General features: G+C 38.5%; 17 protein-coding genes. 5 read left to right on the top strand and 12 right to left on the bottom strand.

What is annotated here, in order from left to right:
- Positions 1-95: 95 nt before the first annotated feature.
- The 4 genes from RIB54_RS05395 to RIB54_RS05410 all read left to right on the top strand — a co-directional run bounded on the left by RIB54_RS05395 (position 96) and on the right by RIB54_RS05410 (position 2,002).
- Entirely contained in the window at positions 96-734 is a 639-nt protein-coding gene (locus RIB54_RS05395; protein ID WP_350099613.1) for a hypothetical protein, read from the top strand.
- Between the two features lie 91 nt (positions 735-825).
- Positions 826-1,008: a hypothetical protein gene (locus RIB54_RS05400; RefSeq protein ID WP_350099614.1), complete on the top strand. Its 183-nt coding sequence runs from the start codon at positions 826-828 to the stop codon at positions 1,006-1,008.
- Positions 996-1,283 carry a type II toxin-antitoxin system RelE/ParE family toxin gene (locus RIB54_RS05405; protein WP_350099615.1) on the top strand — a complete coding sequence of 96 codons (288 nt, stop codon included), beginning with the start codon at positions 996-998 and terminating at the stop codon, positions 1,281-1,283. Before RIB54_RS05400 ends, RIB54_RS05405 begins: the two co-directional genes overlap by 13 nt.
- A 107-nt stretch (positions 1,284-1,390) precedes the next feature.
- Positions 1,391-2,002: a hypothetical protein gene (locus RIB54_RS05410; RefSeq protein ID WP_350099617.1), complete on the top strand. Its 612-nt coding sequence runs from the start codon at positions 1,391-1,393 to the stop codon at positions 2,000-2,002.
- A gap of 112 nt (positions 2,003-2,114) precedes the next feature.
- On the opposite strand, the gene RIB54_RS05415 is transcribed toward RIB54_RS05410, so the two are convergent.
- From RIB54_RS05415 to RIB54_RS05440, 6 genes are all read right to left on the bottom strand, one after another.
- Positions 2,115-5,531 (bottom strand): amidohydrolase family protein, encoded by a 3,417-nt coding sequence (locus RIB54_RS05415; protein WP_350099618.1) that lies wholly within the window; start codon positions 5,529-5,531, stop codon positions 2,115-2,117.
- 162 nt (positions 5,532-5,693) lie between these two features.
- Positions 5,694-6,575 carry a cation diffusion facilitator family transporter gene (locus tag RIB54_RS05420; RefSeq protein ID WP_350063801.1) on the bottom strand — a complete coding sequence of 294 codons (882 nt, stop codon included), beginning with the start codon at positions 6,573-6,575 and terminating at the stop codon, positions 5,694-5,696.
- 303 nt (positions 6,576-6,878) lie between these two features.
- Positions 6,879-7,253, bottom strand: a complete 375-nt coding sequence (locus RIB54_RS05425) for a cupredoxin domain-containing protein (RefSeq protein ID WP_350099619.1) — start codon at positions 7,251-7,253, stop codon at positions 6,879-6,881.
- Positions 7,254-7,283: 30 nt separating this feature from the next.
- Positions 7,284-7,835 (bottom strand): carboxymuconolactone decarboxylase family protein, encoded by a 552-nt coding sequence (locus RIB54_RS05430; protein WP_350099620.1) that lies wholly within the window; start codon positions 7,833-7,835, stop codon positions 7,284-7,286.
- 125 nt (positions 7,836-7,960) lie between these two features.
- The gene (locus RIB54_RS05435) at positions 7,961-8,812 is read right to left on the bottom strand and encodes a helix-turn-helix domain-containing protein (protein ID WP_350099621.1); all 852 of its coding nucleotides are present in this window, start codon (positions 8,810-8,812) and stop codon (positions 7,961-7,963) included.
- 80 nt (positions 8,813-8,892) lie between these two features.
- Positions 8,893-9,795, bottom strand: coding sequence for a lysophospholipid acyltransferase family protein (locus RIB54_RS05440; RefSeq protein WP_350099622.1), 903 nt, complete (start codon positions 9,793-9,795; stop codon positions 8,893-8,895).
- Between the two features lie 187 nt (positions 9,796-9,982).
- On the opposite strand from RIB54_RS05440, the gene RIB54_RS05445 reads away from it, so the two are divergent.
- The gene (locus RIB54_RS05445) at positions 9,983-11,458 is read left to right on the top strand and encodes an aminopeptidase P N-terminal domain-containing protein (RefSeq protein ID WP_350099623.1); all 1,476 of its coding nucleotides are present in this window, start codon (positions 9,983-9,985) and stop codon (positions 11,456-11,458) included.
- Positions 11,459-11,544: 86 nt separating this feature from the next.
- Here RIB54_RS05445 and RIB54_RS05450 read toward each other — a convergent pair whose 3' ends face one another.
- The 6 genes from RIB54_RS05450 to RIB54_RS05475 all read right to left on the bottom strand — a co-directional run bounded on the left by RIB54_RS05450 (position 11,545) and on the right by RIB54_RS05475 (position 15,945).
- Complete coding sequence (locus RIB54_RS05450; protein WP_350099624.1) at positions 11,545-11,961, bottom strand: BLUF domain-containing protein; 417 nt, start codon at positions 11,959-11,961, stop codon at positions 11,545-11,547.
- Between the two features lie 128 nt (positions 11,962-12,089).
- A complete protein-coding gene (locus RIB54_RS05455; RefSeq protein WP_350063789.1) occupies positions 12,090-12,674 on the bottom strand; it encodes a hypothetical protein in 585 nt (194 codons plus the stop codon).
- The gene (locus RIB54_RS05460) at positions 12,664-13,176 is read right to left on the bottom strand and encodes an RNA polymerase sigma factor (RefSeq protein ID WP_350099625.1); all 513 of its coding nucleotides are present in this window, start codon (positions 13,174-13,176) and stop codon (positions 12,664-12,666) included. Before RIB54_RS05460 ends, RIB54_RS05455 begins: the two co-directional genes overlap by 11 nt.
- Positions 13,177-13,379: 203 nt before the next feature.
- Positions 13,380-14,459: an AlbA family DNA-binding domain-containing protein gene (locus tag RIB54_RS05465; RefSeq protein ID WP_350099626.1), complete on the bottom strand. Its 1,080-nt coding sequence runs from the start codon at positions 14,457-14,459 to the stop codon at positions 13,380-13,382.
- Positions 14,460-14,690: 231 nt separating this feature from the next.
- Entirely contained in the window at positions 14,691-15,167 is a 477-nt protein-coding gene (locus RIB54_RS05470; protein WP_350099627.1) for a cupin domain-containing protein, read from the bottom strand.
- A 430-nt stretch (positions 15,168-15,597) separates the two neighbouring features.
- Complete coding sequence (locus tag RIB54_RS05475) at positions 15,598-15,945, bottom strand: hypothetical protein (protein WP_350099628.1); 348 nt, start codon at positions 15,943-15,945, stop codon at positions 15,598-15,600.
- Between the last annotated feature and the right edge of the window lie 277 nt (positions 15,946-16,222).

The raw sequence follows: 16,222 nt of genomic DNA on the forward strand, positions 1-16,222 counted from the left end.
GCTCTAGTAAGTTACTTTTAGATTCTTTAGATTAGACAAGACAAGTGAAATAACAGAAGTTCTGTTATACTGATGTTATTAGCAAGAATCTAGAAATGAGTAGTGGTAAAAGAAAAAAGGAAGCTCGTAAAATTGCATTAGCACATGAGTTTTATCGGTGCATGGATTCTTACATCTCTTTCAATTACTATTCAAATGATCCATCACAACAAGGAAAACAGCGAACTAAAATACTATGCTTTAACGCTTATAGTGATTTTTTGTCTCATCTGTATGAATTCCATGTTGTGATGATTAAAACAAACAAAGTCTTTAACCAACCAAAGAAAAGGAGAAAACTATTTTCATTTTTCAAAAAGAAAGAGGAAAATAAGATCGAAAAAGTTCTGACGGAAGAAATAAAAAAGTTGTTTAGAAATCGTAAAAACAGAATATTGAACGGTTATCCAGACAACCTGAAACTACCAAGTTCTTTTTATGACCAGTCAATACCGAATGAGTTTGGAGAACACTTTGCTATGATGAGAAACTGGAGAAACCATGTTGATTCAAGAAGAGTTTCAGGTAACCCAATTTCTCTATTCGACTTTTATGAAAAGTATCACAATTTCATAGTTATACTGTTTGAAGAAACTCGATGGTTATGGCAAATTGATGAGGACAATTTCGATTGGCAGGAAATAGATAAATTCTTTGATCGAGTTAAAGAAGCTGATAATATATGTTATGAATGAATGGTACCCTCTGCTCCCGCCATGCTGTGCATGGTGACAACTTGGACATCCTCCTTGAACTTGTATTTACGTTTTTTTGTATATTAGAAATATGATAACCAAGGAAAAATTAATATCCGTCATAAATAGATTGCCTGAGCAGTTTTCCATTGATGATGTTTTGGATGAATTAATTCTAGTTCAAAAAATAGAAAATGGTTTGGCTCAATCAAAAAGTAATGAAGTTATCTCGGATGCAGACCTTGATAAAGAACTTCCTGAATGGCTAAGTTGAATTGGACCAATCAAGCCAAAAATGATTTAATTGCCATAGCCGAATACATTGCTCAAGATTCCAAAAAATATGCAAGAATTCAAATCCAGAGGATTCGATCAAGGGCAAAACAAATCATACCACTTCCTGAATCTGGAAGAGTTGTACCTGAGTTAGGAGATGATTCAATTAGAGAATTGATTTTAGGTAATTACAGAATCATTTATCACATCAAATCAAAAGACAGAGTCGATATATTAACCGTTCATCACTCTGCTAAAATTCTTAAACTTTAATACCTTCGTTCCCGCCATGCTGTGCATGGTGGCAGGCATGTATTGATGTCACGGTGCACAGCATGGCGACAATTGCTCTATTCTCAGTAATAGACTAATATTGAAATGTGATAAAAGCAAATATTTTAAATGATGCTCCGCAATCTGGTAGCGCTCCAGAGGTTCATTTCGGGGAACATTTCAGGCAGCCTTTATGGGTTGAATTTATCATTAGTGATATAGAAAAATGGTATGGATGTTTTTCACAAGACTATCATAGTGGATTTAACAAGGTATTGTTGGATGAGAGAAGTAAATTGGCTTTCGTAGTTTCTGGTGGTATTGGTTATTTGATTGATGTTAATAAAAGAATCGTCAAATATAAGACGAATGATTATCCGACAATAGAGAGTTTAATTCTCACAGATACACCTAGTTATTTCGTTGCAGGTGCTATATACTTAATCTATATTTTTGATTCGAATGGTTTGATGAAGGAAATTAAGCCCGATATAATGGTTGATGGGATTTATTTTAAAAGCCAAATCAATGGAAGAGCTATTGGTGAATTGACCTCGGCAGAAAATCAGTATAGGTCCAACTTAGGTTTTGAAGTTGACCTGGAGTCATTTGAGGTATCAATATTTCAAAGGCCTCTTGTAAATGATTATAAAACTCCGAGTAATGAAAAACTTGGCAGGGTGAATTTTCTTAGGTGGTTGAAACAAATTTTTAAATAATCATTTCTTTCAAGAAAACTTTGAATGCGAATTTGGTGGACCGAATTCATGAATGAAACAAAAAAGCCCACTAGACTCTAGCGGGCTTCTCCTTATATAACATTAATCGATTTTACTCTTTAATACCAGGCACATTCTCTGGCGCATCCTGATGCCACTCAAACTCAGGTGCTTTTTTCTGTCTTGGGTAAACCTCATCTAAATTTTTAGCATTGTAAAGTCTTCCGTTCTTCATCACCATATTCACTGTGTTGGTGTTTCTGAAATTCTCCAATGGGTTTTTATCCAAAATCACTAAGTCAGCCAATTTGCCTGCTTCAATGCTACCCAAATCTTTCTCAAGACCAATAGCCTCAGCACCAAGTATAGTCGCTACTTTAAGTGCATTCAATTCTGATAGTCCGCCAGACTGAACACTCCAAAGTTCCCAGTGATAACCAAGACCTTGCAGCTGTCCGTGAGAACCAACACCAGCTATACCGCCATCTTTTACCAGCTCATTTACAAATTTCGCATGGTCATCAAATACATACTCTTCGCGCATAAACCAGCCAGAGTTTCTTCTTCTTGACTTAGCATCAAGCTCTGACTTAGGGGTGTAGAAGTTGATCTTAGGATCGCCTTGCACATCTTCAGTGGCGTAGTAGTAGTTCTCAGCCCATGGGCCGCCATAAGACACCAATAGGGTAGGTGTGTAAGCTGTTTTAGATTCAGAAACCATTTTCAAGAAATCATCATACAACGGATAGATCGGGAAACTGTGCTCATGGCCAGGGTATCCATCTAAGATTTGGGAGATGTTCAATTTGAAATCCAAGCCACCTTCAGTAGTTGGCATCAGGCCTTGCTCTTTAGCCGCCATGATAATCCACTGTCTGTGCTGACGATTACCTGTCAAGTACATTTTGATAGTCTTGGTATTGTAGTACTCAGAGTATTGCTTCAATATTTCTCTCGCCTGCTCCAAACTTTTGATATTGTAAGCCCAGAAGCCAACACCAGGACCTGTAGAGTAAACCCTAGGCCCGTAGATCATACCTGCATCTACCATGTCAGCGTAAGTCAACACATCTGTTGTAGCGGTCTGAGGGTCGCGGGTTGTGGTCACACCATATGCCAGATTAGCGGCATAAACCCAAACCTGATTTTTGTGAACACCCCAAGCTGGCCACATGTGCGCGTGCGTGTCTACAAAGCCAGGAGTGATAGTCTTTCCTGACATATCCATCACTTTCACTTTGTTATCAACTGATATGCTACCTGTAGCTCCAACCTGTTTGATTCTGTTATTCTCGATAAGGATGTCACCATTTTCGATTACCTCATCGCCTTTCATGGTAATGATTCGGGCATTTTTAAGCAGCACAGTTCCTTCAGGGATATCCCTTTTAACTTCTACCTTAACACGGATTTCGTCTGGCTTATAGCCTTCATCTTCCTTGTCTTTTTTGTCGTCCTCTTCTTTTTTATCCTCGTCCTTCTTCTCTTCTTCTTTCCCTTCTTCTTTCCCTTCTTCTTTTTTCTTCTCGTCTTCCTTCTTCTTAGCCGCTATTTCTTCCTCTTTGGCTTTAGCAGCATCTAAGTCATAAGTCACAAAAGCATTACCGATTGTCCAGTACACTTTTTTTGCATTGCTGCCCCAGCTTGCAAACTGGCCACCAATTTTGGTTAATTTTCTGGCAGGGAAAGCGGCACTGTTAGCATCGGCAACATTAATGGTAATGGTTTCACCACCTACATAAGGAATGGTAATAGTGTAAATCTCATTATTGATTTGCGCCAAAGCCTGATCTCCTTCCGGAGCCATCGTTATCACATCTGCATCAGAAGGCTTTTGCTGAGGCTCTGTGGCAGTTTCAGGTAAACTGTGATGGTCTATAATATCCCTTGCAGAGCCATAAGTGGTGATACCAGTAATTTTTATTATGGACTTCTCATCGGTACCATCCCAACGGATGGAAACCAAGCCATCATTTCCGTAAAGGAAGATTCTGTCTTTCCCTTTGACAAAGTGTGGAGTTGATCTTCTCTTGGATTTTTCTATTAAAGTAGGTGTGCCACCATTGGCAGAAATCCACATCAACTCATCCTGGGTGCCGAAAGTGAATGGGCCATCACCATCTTTATAAGTCTGTTTTGTGCCACGCATGAAAACGATCCTATCCTGAGTGAAACTCCAGGCTGGCTCTGAATAAACCGCTGGTGTAGAAGTTAGTTTTACTGGCTTAGCCTTGCCCTTGGTATTTACTTTATAGATATGGCCACCATCTGAATCATTCCATGTAACGAATGCTAAATATGCTCCATCAGGACTCCAGGTAGGCATGGCCTCTGTAAAGTCAAAGTCAGTTACTCTTTTAGGCTTTCCGTCAGGCAAGTCCATCAAATACAACCTGTTCAAAGCGGTGAAAGCAATTTGCTTACCGTCAGGAGAAACTTTGGTATCCCTGATTTGAGTTACCGTCATCATCGGGTCATCGCTGATGGGGTAGTTGAATTTCAATCTTGGTCCAAGCTCAAGCTCAACATCAACTTTGAAAGGGATATTTACTGCATCTCCACCAGCGATAGGCAGACTGTATATTTTACCACCATAAGAAGCAATTAAATTTTTGCTGTCTGGTGTAAATGACATGGCAGGCAAAACACCTAGTGGCGCGATTGACTCCTGCTCATCTCTTTGCACAGGGTAGGCTAACCATCTTTCATCACCAGTTTTTAAGTTTCTGGCCATCAAGCCTGTTTCATCATTCCAGCGGCTACCATATACCAACCAGTTACCATCAGGCGATAGAGTAGGAGCAAAGGCAGAACCGTATCTTGAAGTTTGTCTTGCAATATCCCCGGTCTCACGATCATAAGTTGAGATTTGATATTGTGGGAAGCTGGCATTGTATTGCCATGCATTGTTTCTGTTCGAGAACCAGATATATCGGCCATTATTACCAAAAGCAGGCTCTATAGTTTTAAGGTTATCTGGCTTTTTGATCAATTGTGCGCCAGACCCACCATCTTTATGGTACAGGTATAATTTCAGGTTTCTGGTGCCTTTACTCACCACAATATATTCTCCATCTGGAGTCCACTCGGCAGACTGCATGTTATTGGTATTTCCTTTTGTGATTTGGGTGAATTCCTTGGTTTCCAAATCCATTCTCCAGGCATTATCGCCACCACTACGGTCAGAAACAAATAATAAAGACTTACCGTCAGGTGAGAATTTAGGATGGGTGTCCAGCGCCAATCCGTCAGTAATTCTTTCGGCATCGCCACCTGTAATAGGCATTGTATAAAGATCACCAAGCATAGCGAAGGCAATGGTTTTTCCATCGGGGCTCACATCAAGTGATAGCCAGGTGCCATTGTCGGTATTGATGTGAATTTTTCGCTCTGCTTCCAATGGAAGGTCTTTCTTTTCTTTTTTCTCTGTTTTTGTGGAGTCAACTTTAACCTCTGTGCTGTCAGATTGAGCCTGAAGGTTATAAAAGACACACAAACAAAGTAGTAAACTGAGTAGTGTGGTTTTCATAAATATTTGGTTTGTGTTTAATAGGTTTTAGGGTCTGTGCAGTAGTTTGCGCAATAAGTAAAGACCAAAATACAATGATATGTTAATGTAATTGGCAGTTTTTTTATTTGAGGCTATCAGCAATTATAAATGGTGTGTTTAGTTGACAATCAATACTTTAAACTAATGGTCATGCGGCTCAACATGGATTAAGATATCTGCAATCTCTGGAAACTCCAGCAGCAAAACATTTTTTGTATCGTGAGCAATATCATGGCCTTTCTTTACGGAAATAGAGCCATCAACGATAAGGTGGAGGTCAACATGAAAAGTCATACCTGTTTTACGAATAAAGCACTTTTCAGTATCAATCACACCTTCTACCTTTTGCGCTACCTCACGAATTTCTACTACCAGATCATCATAAAGATGCTCGTCCATAATCTCACCAAGTGCTGGTCTGAAAATGAGGTAGGCATTGTACATAATAAATCCCGAGGCAAAAAGTGCTGCCCAATCATCTGCGGTTTCGTAGCCGGGGCCCATGAAAATAGCAATTGAAATGCCTATAAAGGCCATCAGTGAAGTAATAGCATCACTTCTATGGTGCCACGCATCAGCTTTTAGAGCGGAGGATTTTGTCTGTTCCCCTTTTCTATTGACTACACGGTAGAAGATTTCCTTTAATATGACAATAGCCCCAAGAACTATGAGGGTGTAAGGGGCGGGAGTTTTATGAGGAGTTTGAATATGAATGATGCTTTCATAGGCTATGACAGTAGCAGAAACCACCAAAAAGCCCACCACAGCAAACGTGATTAACGGCTCTGCCTTACCATGCCCATAAGGGTGGTTTTCATCCGCTGGTTTGGTGCTGTATTTAAGCCCTACTAATACCAAAATTGAAGAAAAGATGTCCGTGGTAGACTCTATGGCATCAGCTATAAGCGCATAAGAATTGCCAAAAACCCCGGTTACACCTTTAGCCACAGCAAGCAGTGTGTTGCCTGCAATGCTCAGGTAAGTAGTCTTTATAGCATTTTCTTTATTACTTGGAGCTGACATCAATTCGAAATAGAGAAATCGAATTTAGGGAATAGTAGTTAGGCAGCCAATTATTTAAGAACTGTACAGAAACAAAAAACCACCTCTTTTCGGATATACCGATTAGAGGTGGCTTTATCATGCTATTTACGCTAATGCGTAAATAATGACGATAACTCATTGCAAGTGATGAGCTTTCAATGAGTTATGTCATGGTAACCCTGACATCCAGATGGTGAACATCTGGATTGTCAGACCTACGGTCAGAAAATTCAAGGAATTTTCTGGGTTAAAAGAAAACAGATTATAAATTATTAAACTGAATTATTTCACAATTAGTGTGTAAAGCGGTGTCGGATTTAAAGGGCAGAAGTAAACATATTCCCCTTTTTCAAGAGTCACCGTTTTTGAAGTTGATGTTTCTCCATTTTTTATGGCATTGGCCAAATAGGCTTCTGGTATATGATTCTTCTGCGCAGTCTGTCCTTTGGGTGCAATTACAAACCCTAACTCATGATCCACACCATCATTTTTAACCTCAAATACATACTCTTTTCCAGCTTTAAGTTTTAGCTCCTTTTGAGTGAACTCACCAGTAGTTTGGGTTAGCTGAATTTTCTCAGCCTTTTGAGCAAACAAGCTTGAAGCTATAAAAGACAGACTTGCAGATAGAATGATTATTTTAATAAATTTTTCCATGATTGTATTTTTATAAAGGTTGGAGTTTGATTAGTTATTTACTTCCGCCAGCTCTGGAGCCAAAGGAAAGTCAATAGGCACATTGGTAACTCCATGTATGAAGTTTGAGATGATTTTATCACCAATTACCATAAGCACGTCTACCAGATTGGCTTTGTCATATCCGGCAGCAAAGAAGTTATCCAATGCTTCAGGTGTTGGTTTTCCCCTGTTGATGGTAATGTCCTTTACAAAAAGTGCCAACGCATTTAACTTGCTGTCAAATGATGCACTACCTGCTCTTAATTCTAAAATTTGATCTTCTGTGAAGCCATTCATTTTGCCTAGTGCAGTGTGAGCCGAAAGGCAATATTGGCATTCGTTTACCTGAGAAACTGCCAAATTGATAACTTCTCTTTCTTTTGCTTTTAAGGTACTTCTTCTGTTTTGAAGTGTCAGATAGTCGCCAAGTGCTGTTTCGTTGTGAGCATAAGAGGCGTAAAGATTGGGAACAAAACCAAGTCCTTTTTCCAATTGATCAAAGATGACTTTGTTGTTTTCACTTACTTCGTCTCTTGTTGGGGCGTTTATTACAGTAGCCATAATTTTTTTGTTTTAAATGTTAAAATTGATTTCTGTTTTTGATTACAGTACAATTTTACGGCAGCTGAAGGCCCCGGTGATGGGCAGTATTTCCCTAATGAATGGCGATTGTTCCCAATGTTTGATTAAGCGGTTATAAACCTGGCAGATTTCTTAAAATCGTTGGGGGTATGACCTGTAATTTTCTTGAAAAGCTTGTGAAAGGAGCCTGCATCATCGAAGCCCAAATCATGTGCAATTTCTTTGGCAGTTTTGTCAGTATAAAGAAGTTGGCGCTTGCCTTCCAGTGCAATGCGCTCATGTATAATCTGTAAAGGTGTTTTATGATTGTATTTTGCAAACAGGTTAGATAGTGTCTTAGGAGATTTGAAAAGCATCTCTGCATATTCATTCACCTGATGTTTGGTCTTAAAATGGATATCGACCAGCACATTGTATTTTCTTACAATGTCAACTTGAGAATCATCAAGCCGCTGACCGATCTTCTGTTCTTTGGTAAGCCGTGTGGTTTTAATAATCAAACGCTTGAGCATCATCATCAGCATTTCACCCTGAATGCTATCCCTGGTTTTAAATTCTTCTAAAAATACCTGGTACAAGGCCTCGAATTTATCAATCTCATCACCTTCCAATGTGACTTTAGGAATATCAAAAGCCCCGAAGAAAATCACACCATTACATGACACTTCCTGATCATGATCTATTATACAATAGAATTCTCTATTGAAAGAAAAGCTTGTTAAAGGCGGCTCACCTTTTTTAAAACTTAGCTTTTGTAAATAAGTGCTGGTGGTGAGCTGATTGGGCAGTAGTACATGCTCAACATCATCAATACTTAATGTAATTGGGAGATCATTTCTATTCCAATGGATATTGATAAGGTTGTCATACTCCTTAAATTCATCTCTTTGGTTGGCGTAGTCGGTGCTTAATGCAAAGAAGGAACCCAGTTCTTTGCCGTTGAAAGTGTAAACCATTGGCTGTTGATTTTTTCAAACAACAAAAATTGGCTTCAAAAGGGTCGGTGGTAAATGTCTTTTAGAAGACTTTGTGCCTCTTAATTTCCGTCAGTTGTGGTTGTCTCTTCTTCCTGACCTATAAAATCGCATTTTTTGCGCTTCCAGCGTTTGTGTGTCCATAACCAATATGCAGGGGCGCCCTTAATGTCATCTTCGAGCATTTTTGTTGGTATCTCAGTGATTTGTCCATGAGGTTGTTCCAATGGGTTGTCACAAACATCCCTGAACTCTACCTCATAAACCCCTCTTTTTACTTTATGGATCACGCCATAAACCACAGGCAGATTATTGTCTTTGGCAAATTTCTCGGCACCGAACTGAACTCCGGTTTCTTGATTAAGAAACTCCATCCAATGAGGGCGCTGATGTCGTTTAGGGCACTGATCAGTGCCAAATATGATTGTTTTTCTAAGATTAGGCTTGCTCTCCATAATCTCCTTTACCTCAGTATAGCTTTTCATCCACAGCCCATATTTCGATCGGCTACTGGTTATTTTTTCATTCATAAAAGCATTGGTCAGTGGGGTAAATAATGCTATAGGCTGAAGCTTTAAAGGCTGGGCAATGGCTACCGCAAAAATCTCCCAGTTGTTGAAATGGCCACCCACCAAAACCACATCCTTACCCTGATCTGCATATTTGTTCATTACCTCAGGGTTTCTGAAAGAGATACATTTTTCAACCTCCTTTGGTGTAATGCTAAATGCCTTGATTGCCTCTATTACAATATCACAGAAGTGGCGATAAAATTCGGCTTCAATAGCCTTGATTTCTGTTTTGCTTTTTTCGGGAAATGAGTTAACGAGGTTAGCTCTGACCACCTTAATCCTGTATCCAAAGGTTTTGTATAAAATCAGATACATAATATCTGATATGACATAGAGCACCGAATATGGGAGCCTGCTAAATGGAAGAAGAATTAAATAATATAAAGCACGCACGATAATAAAAATTTAACCTGCAAGTTAAACTTTTATTTGCAACTGATTTCCCTCATTTGATGAACGGCATGATTTGAATGGATATTCAATTGAAGCTTACCACATTTATCATCAATTGGCCATTCATCCCCAGATGTTTTTTACTCTAGTGGTGTTGGAATATATTAGTGGTAAACGAACTGTTATTATGAAAAGAACATTGCTGCTTGGTTTTCTTTGCTTATGCATTTATTCCATATCATTTGCGCAAACAAAATATAAAGATGACTTTCTCAAGTCTGAATTCCATAAGGAGCGAAGAACTACATTACGCTCGATGATGCCTGACAATTCTGTTGCGGTGTTTTTCTCCAACCCCATCAGAAACAGGGCTAATGATACTGATTTTATGTATCATCAGGATCCTGAGTTTTATTACCTGACTGGCCATAAGGAGCCACATTCTTTGCTGCTCGTTTTTAAGGATGAAATACAATTTGGCGCAACAAAAACCAATGAAATAATATTCGTTCGCCAGCATAATGCACTTAAGGAATTGTATGACGGAGCCAGGCTTGGCAAAGAAGGTGCTAAAGATAAGCTGGATATCAATGTGGCCTTTGAAGGCCCTGATTTCAAAGATTTCAACCTTGACTTCTCCCAGTTTGACAAGGTGATGTTTTATCAGTTTAAAGATGATGTGAGGAATCATAATGAGGAGGGTGATTTGTTTTCATTGATCAGCCAGTTTAAACAAAAAGTAGGTTATAATTCCAATGACCTATCCATAGAACCAATTAAAGGTAATATAGATCTTGTTGAACTTGATATGATTATGACCAAAATGCGTGGAATAAAGCAGTCAGAAGAATTGGATCTTTTAAGAAAGGCCGTAGATATTTCTACAATTGCGCAAAGCGAGGTGATGAAAGCCATGAAACCAGGCCTATCAGAAATGGAAATACAGGGGCTTCATGAGTATATTTTTAAAGTCTACAGAGCAGAGTATGAAGGCTATAATAGCATAGTGGGGGCAGGGCATAATGGCTGTGTGCTTCATTATATTGATAACTATAAAGCCGAAATTGAAGATGGAGAGTTGATCTTGATGGATTTGGGGGCTGAGTATCATGGTTATACTGCCGACATTACCAGGACCATTCCGGTAAACGGAAAATTCTCACCAGAACAAAAGCAAATCTATGACCTGGTTTTTGAAGCGCAGGAAGCGGCAATGAAAATTTGTAAGCCCGGGGTTAAATTTTCTGACCTTTATGCGGCTACAAAGGAAGTAATAAACAATGGCTTGGTAGAATTGGGTATTTATAAAACAACTGAGAATAAAGATATCATCAATCCAGAAACTGGGAGAAACCGATATTACCCACACGGCTGCTGCCACCATATCGGGCTTGATGTGCATGATAAAGGTGAGTATGATGTACTGAAGGAGAATATGGTGATCACCATTGAGCCTGGTATTTACATCCCTGAAAACAGTCCTGCCGATCAGAAGTGGTGGAATATACCTGTAAGAATTGAAGATGACTACTTAATCACAAAAGATGGTTGTGAGTTACTGTCTGACAGGGCGCCAAGAAGCAGTGATGAGGTTGAGGCTCTGATGGCACAGCCTAGTGCGTTTGACAGAATTGTGCTGCCAGCGCTGGAGCAGGGTAATTAGTTATAACTGTAGGTGTGAATTGGTAACAAAAAAAGAGGCTGTTTTCAATAGTGAAAAACCAGCCTCTCTTTTTTCAAATTTCATGATTAAAAAAACTTTTTCAACATATTGAGCACTCTTTCACCATTCTCTTCTTTACCACTCAATATACTTTCAAAAACCCCCTTGTCTTCAGATGTAATCTCCGTTTTAAAGTCCACCTTACTTTCAGGAAGTTTTTTTGATCCCATGTGCCAGCTTGGAAAGGACTTTTCTTTGATAGGGTTGAGAGATATCATCATAGGGTTGGCATGACGGCCATCCTTTTTTATTTTGTCATATAATTCCATGATTACCTTAGACTCACCTTCCACCAATTGGATAAATTTTTTATCGGAGTATAGAAGTATCCCGGTAATATTTAATGGAGGGTTATTCTTCTTACAAGACGCAAGTATTTTCTCAATCTCCGCTTCTGTACAATTTGGCTTTCTGTTACTTACGTATACAAGTTGTGATAGCATAGTTTGTTTAAAGTTTAAGTTCAATGTTTAAACAACGAACTTGGCATTCTGTTCCAAAATTTTTGAAAATAATGTGGTTTTCGCCTTCACTAATGTTTGAAAATGAATCATGGTTTTACACTAAAGTGTTAAGCCTCAGTTTCTTCCCCCATTTTTTCTTTAAGATTTTGCAGCTCTTTTTTCTTACGGACATAAAAGTTATGCTCCCATCTTGATGCATAAAGGGTTAAGAGGAAAAGTATGCTTATACCAATGATCGAAGCTATGGATGCATCTTTATCAAAGATGAGGCTTAGCATGGTTAAGGCAGCAATGGATAGGAAGTAAAGCTGGGATGTTCTTGACAAAGTAACGGTGTAAGAGGCATTTGATAATGCATGCTCAATGTCACCAAGCAGCGTGTGCTCAAACTTATTTTCACTCTTCTTTCTTTGAGTCCTCTTATAAAGCAGATAGAATGGTACCAGCAGCATGATGGGTATCATTACATAGATAAAAGTCTCGTGCTCTTTGCCTTTGAACAGCACCGCCCATAGTAACATGCTGCCAGCAAGCAGGTTGGCTCCAATCAGTATGATTTCCATCCAATTGGCTTTTTTAGCGGCAGCTCTTTTTTTGGCCTTAATTCTGCGGTGCAGTGCTTCTTCGTTGATAACATAAAGCGGCTCGTTGTTCTGCTTGTCCCAAACCTTTTGTAATTCGTCAAACTCCATGGTAATCATATTTTTTAGATTTTTCTGTCAGTAATTTTTTAATGCGATAGATTTTTACCCCAATGTTGGACTCGGAAATACCGACCACATCGGACATTTCTTTATAGCTCAAACCATCTAGCAAAAGGAGGGTAATGGAACGGTCAACCTCATCAAACCGGCTGATCTCATCATAGAGCCAGTCGAGGCGCTCATCCTTTTCAGTGGAGGAGGCCTTAAGCAGGTACTCATAATCTTCTACAGGATTATGACCGTGCGTGTGCTTCTTCTCACGGGTTGACCAGCGCATAGCGGTGTTTAGTGCGATTCGATATAACCAGGTGCTTTCAGCACTTTCACTTCTGAAGTTGGGTATGGAGCGGTACACCTGAATGGCGATCTCCTGAAAAAGATCATCCTGATCGGCAGGGGTGTGGGCGTAAACCCGCACTACTTTAAAGAGGAGTGCCCTGTATTTTTTTATCCACTGATCAAAAGTCTGATGTTGTTCGTTTTCTGTCATTACCTCATTTGCTTACCACAGTAGTGACAAGAAGGTAAGGATTTATTACAAGGCGGGGAAATTTATTTTATCATTTGTAGCCTTTACTTAAAGGCAGGTGTCGGAGTATATAGCTTCGTCTAACCACTGAAGTTCATTCGAAGTAAAGGCTGCAAGCTTCCAAGTTACCCAGACTGAAACAAAGTCAATGCTAACAGTTGTGGTTAATCCTCTTCGTCAATTTCTTCTGTTTGTTGCTTTGTATATATTTTAATTTCTATAAGTTCAATTTGCCCCAATGTTTTAGGAGCATTGTCTGCGTTTATTTTCCAGAAAACCGTTCCAGAAAACTCGTTAATATTACTTTTTAATATAATTTTTTTTAGTCTTGAATTGGTGTCTGGTAATAGTGGGTCATATCTTGAAGGCCAATATTTATAGTAGGTATTATTTACCAAAGGCGTTACTTCTTTTACTTCTCTAATTGTATTGTCGCAGTAAATTTGTTTATAAGAGATACCGACTTTCTCAAAAGTATCAATGTGGTCATATTCTTTATCATCCAGTATTGAAGCAGGAATTTCTAAATAACAGTTTACATAGTCAGCATATACTCCACCAATATTGTGCCCGTAAACTGAAAGAGTATTTGTTGTTTTGAAAACTTTCTGAGGTTGTCTTTGTGGTTGATTGAAACTAAACCTTGTAATAGTCGGAAACATAGATTTTACTTCAAAAGTATATTGTTCAATTTCAAAAGAAAGCTCAATTTTAGGGAATTTCTTTCTGTTCATTACATCCCTAATTTCGTAGTCATACATTGCTACACTTTCAAAGTTAAATCTTTTGTAATATCGTTGGTCGCCTGCTTGATGAGCTGTATTGCTTTTAGGAATTTCAACTACATATATCACTTTATCATTCTCGTTCAGAACAGAAATAGGAATAATTTTTATGCCTTCTATTCTTGGTGAAATGTTACTGTTAATGACTTGTTCGAGCCATTCTTTACTTATAACGCTCCTATCAATTGGGTCAGTTTTTTCAGGTAAATATTTTTTTGTTGGTTCTGTAAACTCTTTTACTCCATAGATAACAATGCCACCGTCAGAATTTGCAAAAGCAGAAATGTCTTTTGAAATCTCCCTCTTTTTACCGTCAGTCTTTTGTAGAGCATCAGCAGCCTTGTAATCAAGATGTATATTTTCTTCAACTTGATTTAATATAAAATTTTCTACGTCTGATATGTTTTGAATTTCCATTTTGTTATTCAGTTCCTTTTTGTTTGTATGGACATCTACCATAGCTGCTTATAACAGGATATGAACCACTCTATCTTAAATGTAACTAAAAATTGAAATAATTGAACATCCTTGCCGGACTTGTTCCGGCATCTATAAGAGACCCCGGAATAAATCCGGGGAGATTCGCTGGTTAAACCTCATAGGTTTTATCTGCTTGATAAAAATAAACCTATGAGGTTTGAATTTGAGATGTATTTGATCAAGGATATTAGGGGTAGATTTTAGCACTCTTTATTTTTTACCCAACTTTTCTGCTACGCCATCATAATATTCCTGGGTAAGCACCTCTGTCCAAATGGTGGGCTGTTCACCACCGTAGAAAGCCAGGTAGGTTACATCATTATTCTTTGTTGAAGAGTGCCAATGCTCAATATCCTTTGGGCACTTAATTACATCCCCCTCTACCAGTATCACAGGCTCCTTTCCTTTTTCCTGATAATATGCTTCACCATCCACAATGATTAGAATCTGGACAGAGCCATGCTTGTGCCAGTCTAATGTTGAGTTGGCCTTGAAGGTAGCTTTTGTGATGTTGTAGCCCAAATCAGCATCATCATGAATAATAGCATTTAGCCAGGCTTCACCAATGTAATGCGTATTAGGTGCCTTTGTACGAGGTGTAAGATAGGAGGAAACGGAATAATCAGTATCCTGACCAAATACATGCTGTGCTGTTATAATTAATAGAATCAAGATTGAATTTCTCATGGGACAATATATTAGTTGAATATTTTTATCGGCTTAGGACACAAAGATTGAAAACAATGTCAGGATCTGAGTAATATGCTAAATCCTTTTCTAAAGCTAATAAAAACTAAAATAACCTAACACTCTTGGCGGACTTGTTTCGGTATCCCTACTTTAATCATTGGACATCTTCTTGCTAAGAGACCCCGGAACAGGTCCGGGGAGGTTGAGCGATTTAAGCCTTATAGGTTTAATCTGCATGCTGAAAATAAACCTATAAGGTTTGGGCTAATTGCCTGAAATAAAACCCCAATCAGAGTTACTCGAAGAGGACTTTGAGCTCCTTGTTGTTAATTACATCAGAGTCCCTTTCAGGTGACTCTGATCGGGTGAAAGTCTTCTGTAAGATGACTTTGGAGAACAAGGTGAATGCTGAAAACCCTTTTAATTATTAAACCAAACTATAGATTGTACGAACAATTACAACAATAAGTCCTATTGTAAAAATTGTGGTAAATATTAGCTTGTTATTTTTAGCCAGCCAATTGGGCAGGAAGATATCAAAATTTTCTTTTTCTGAATCAGAGTATTTTCTTGCCATAAGTGTCAATGGACAAAACATTTTAAAAGCTAAAAGAACCATACCTTCCAGAATAATTAATCCAATGCCAATCCAGGTATAAGCAGTAATTTTATTGAAAACTCCAGAGTACAAAATATAGAATATTACTGCCACAAAAAAGAGCCAGATAATGGTATGGATTATCTTAATAAGAAGCAGCTTGGCGGTTTTAGTCATTTTAAGGTTCAGTCAAATGGAGCCCAATATTTAATGACCTACTGCACAAATTTAATTTGTTTTACCTAATTCCTTAACATTTTAAAGCTCTATTAGAGTAACTCAAAGAGAACTTTGAGCTCCTTGTTGTTAATTACATCAGAGTCCTTTTCAGGTAACTCTGATTATGGAATGCACTCGTTTTGGAAACGAGCGCCAGCTGAGTGTCTAAGACGCTGTGCCTTTTCGGGAAAACTACCAATGAAATCCATCAAAAGTTCATAGCTTTTTCTGCTTA

This window comes from Fulvivirga sp., assembly GCF_040218215.1.
In the GTDB taxonomy this organism is placed as follows: domain Bacteria; phylum Bacteroidota; class Bacteroidia; order Cytophagales; family Cyclobacteriaceae; genus Fulvivirga.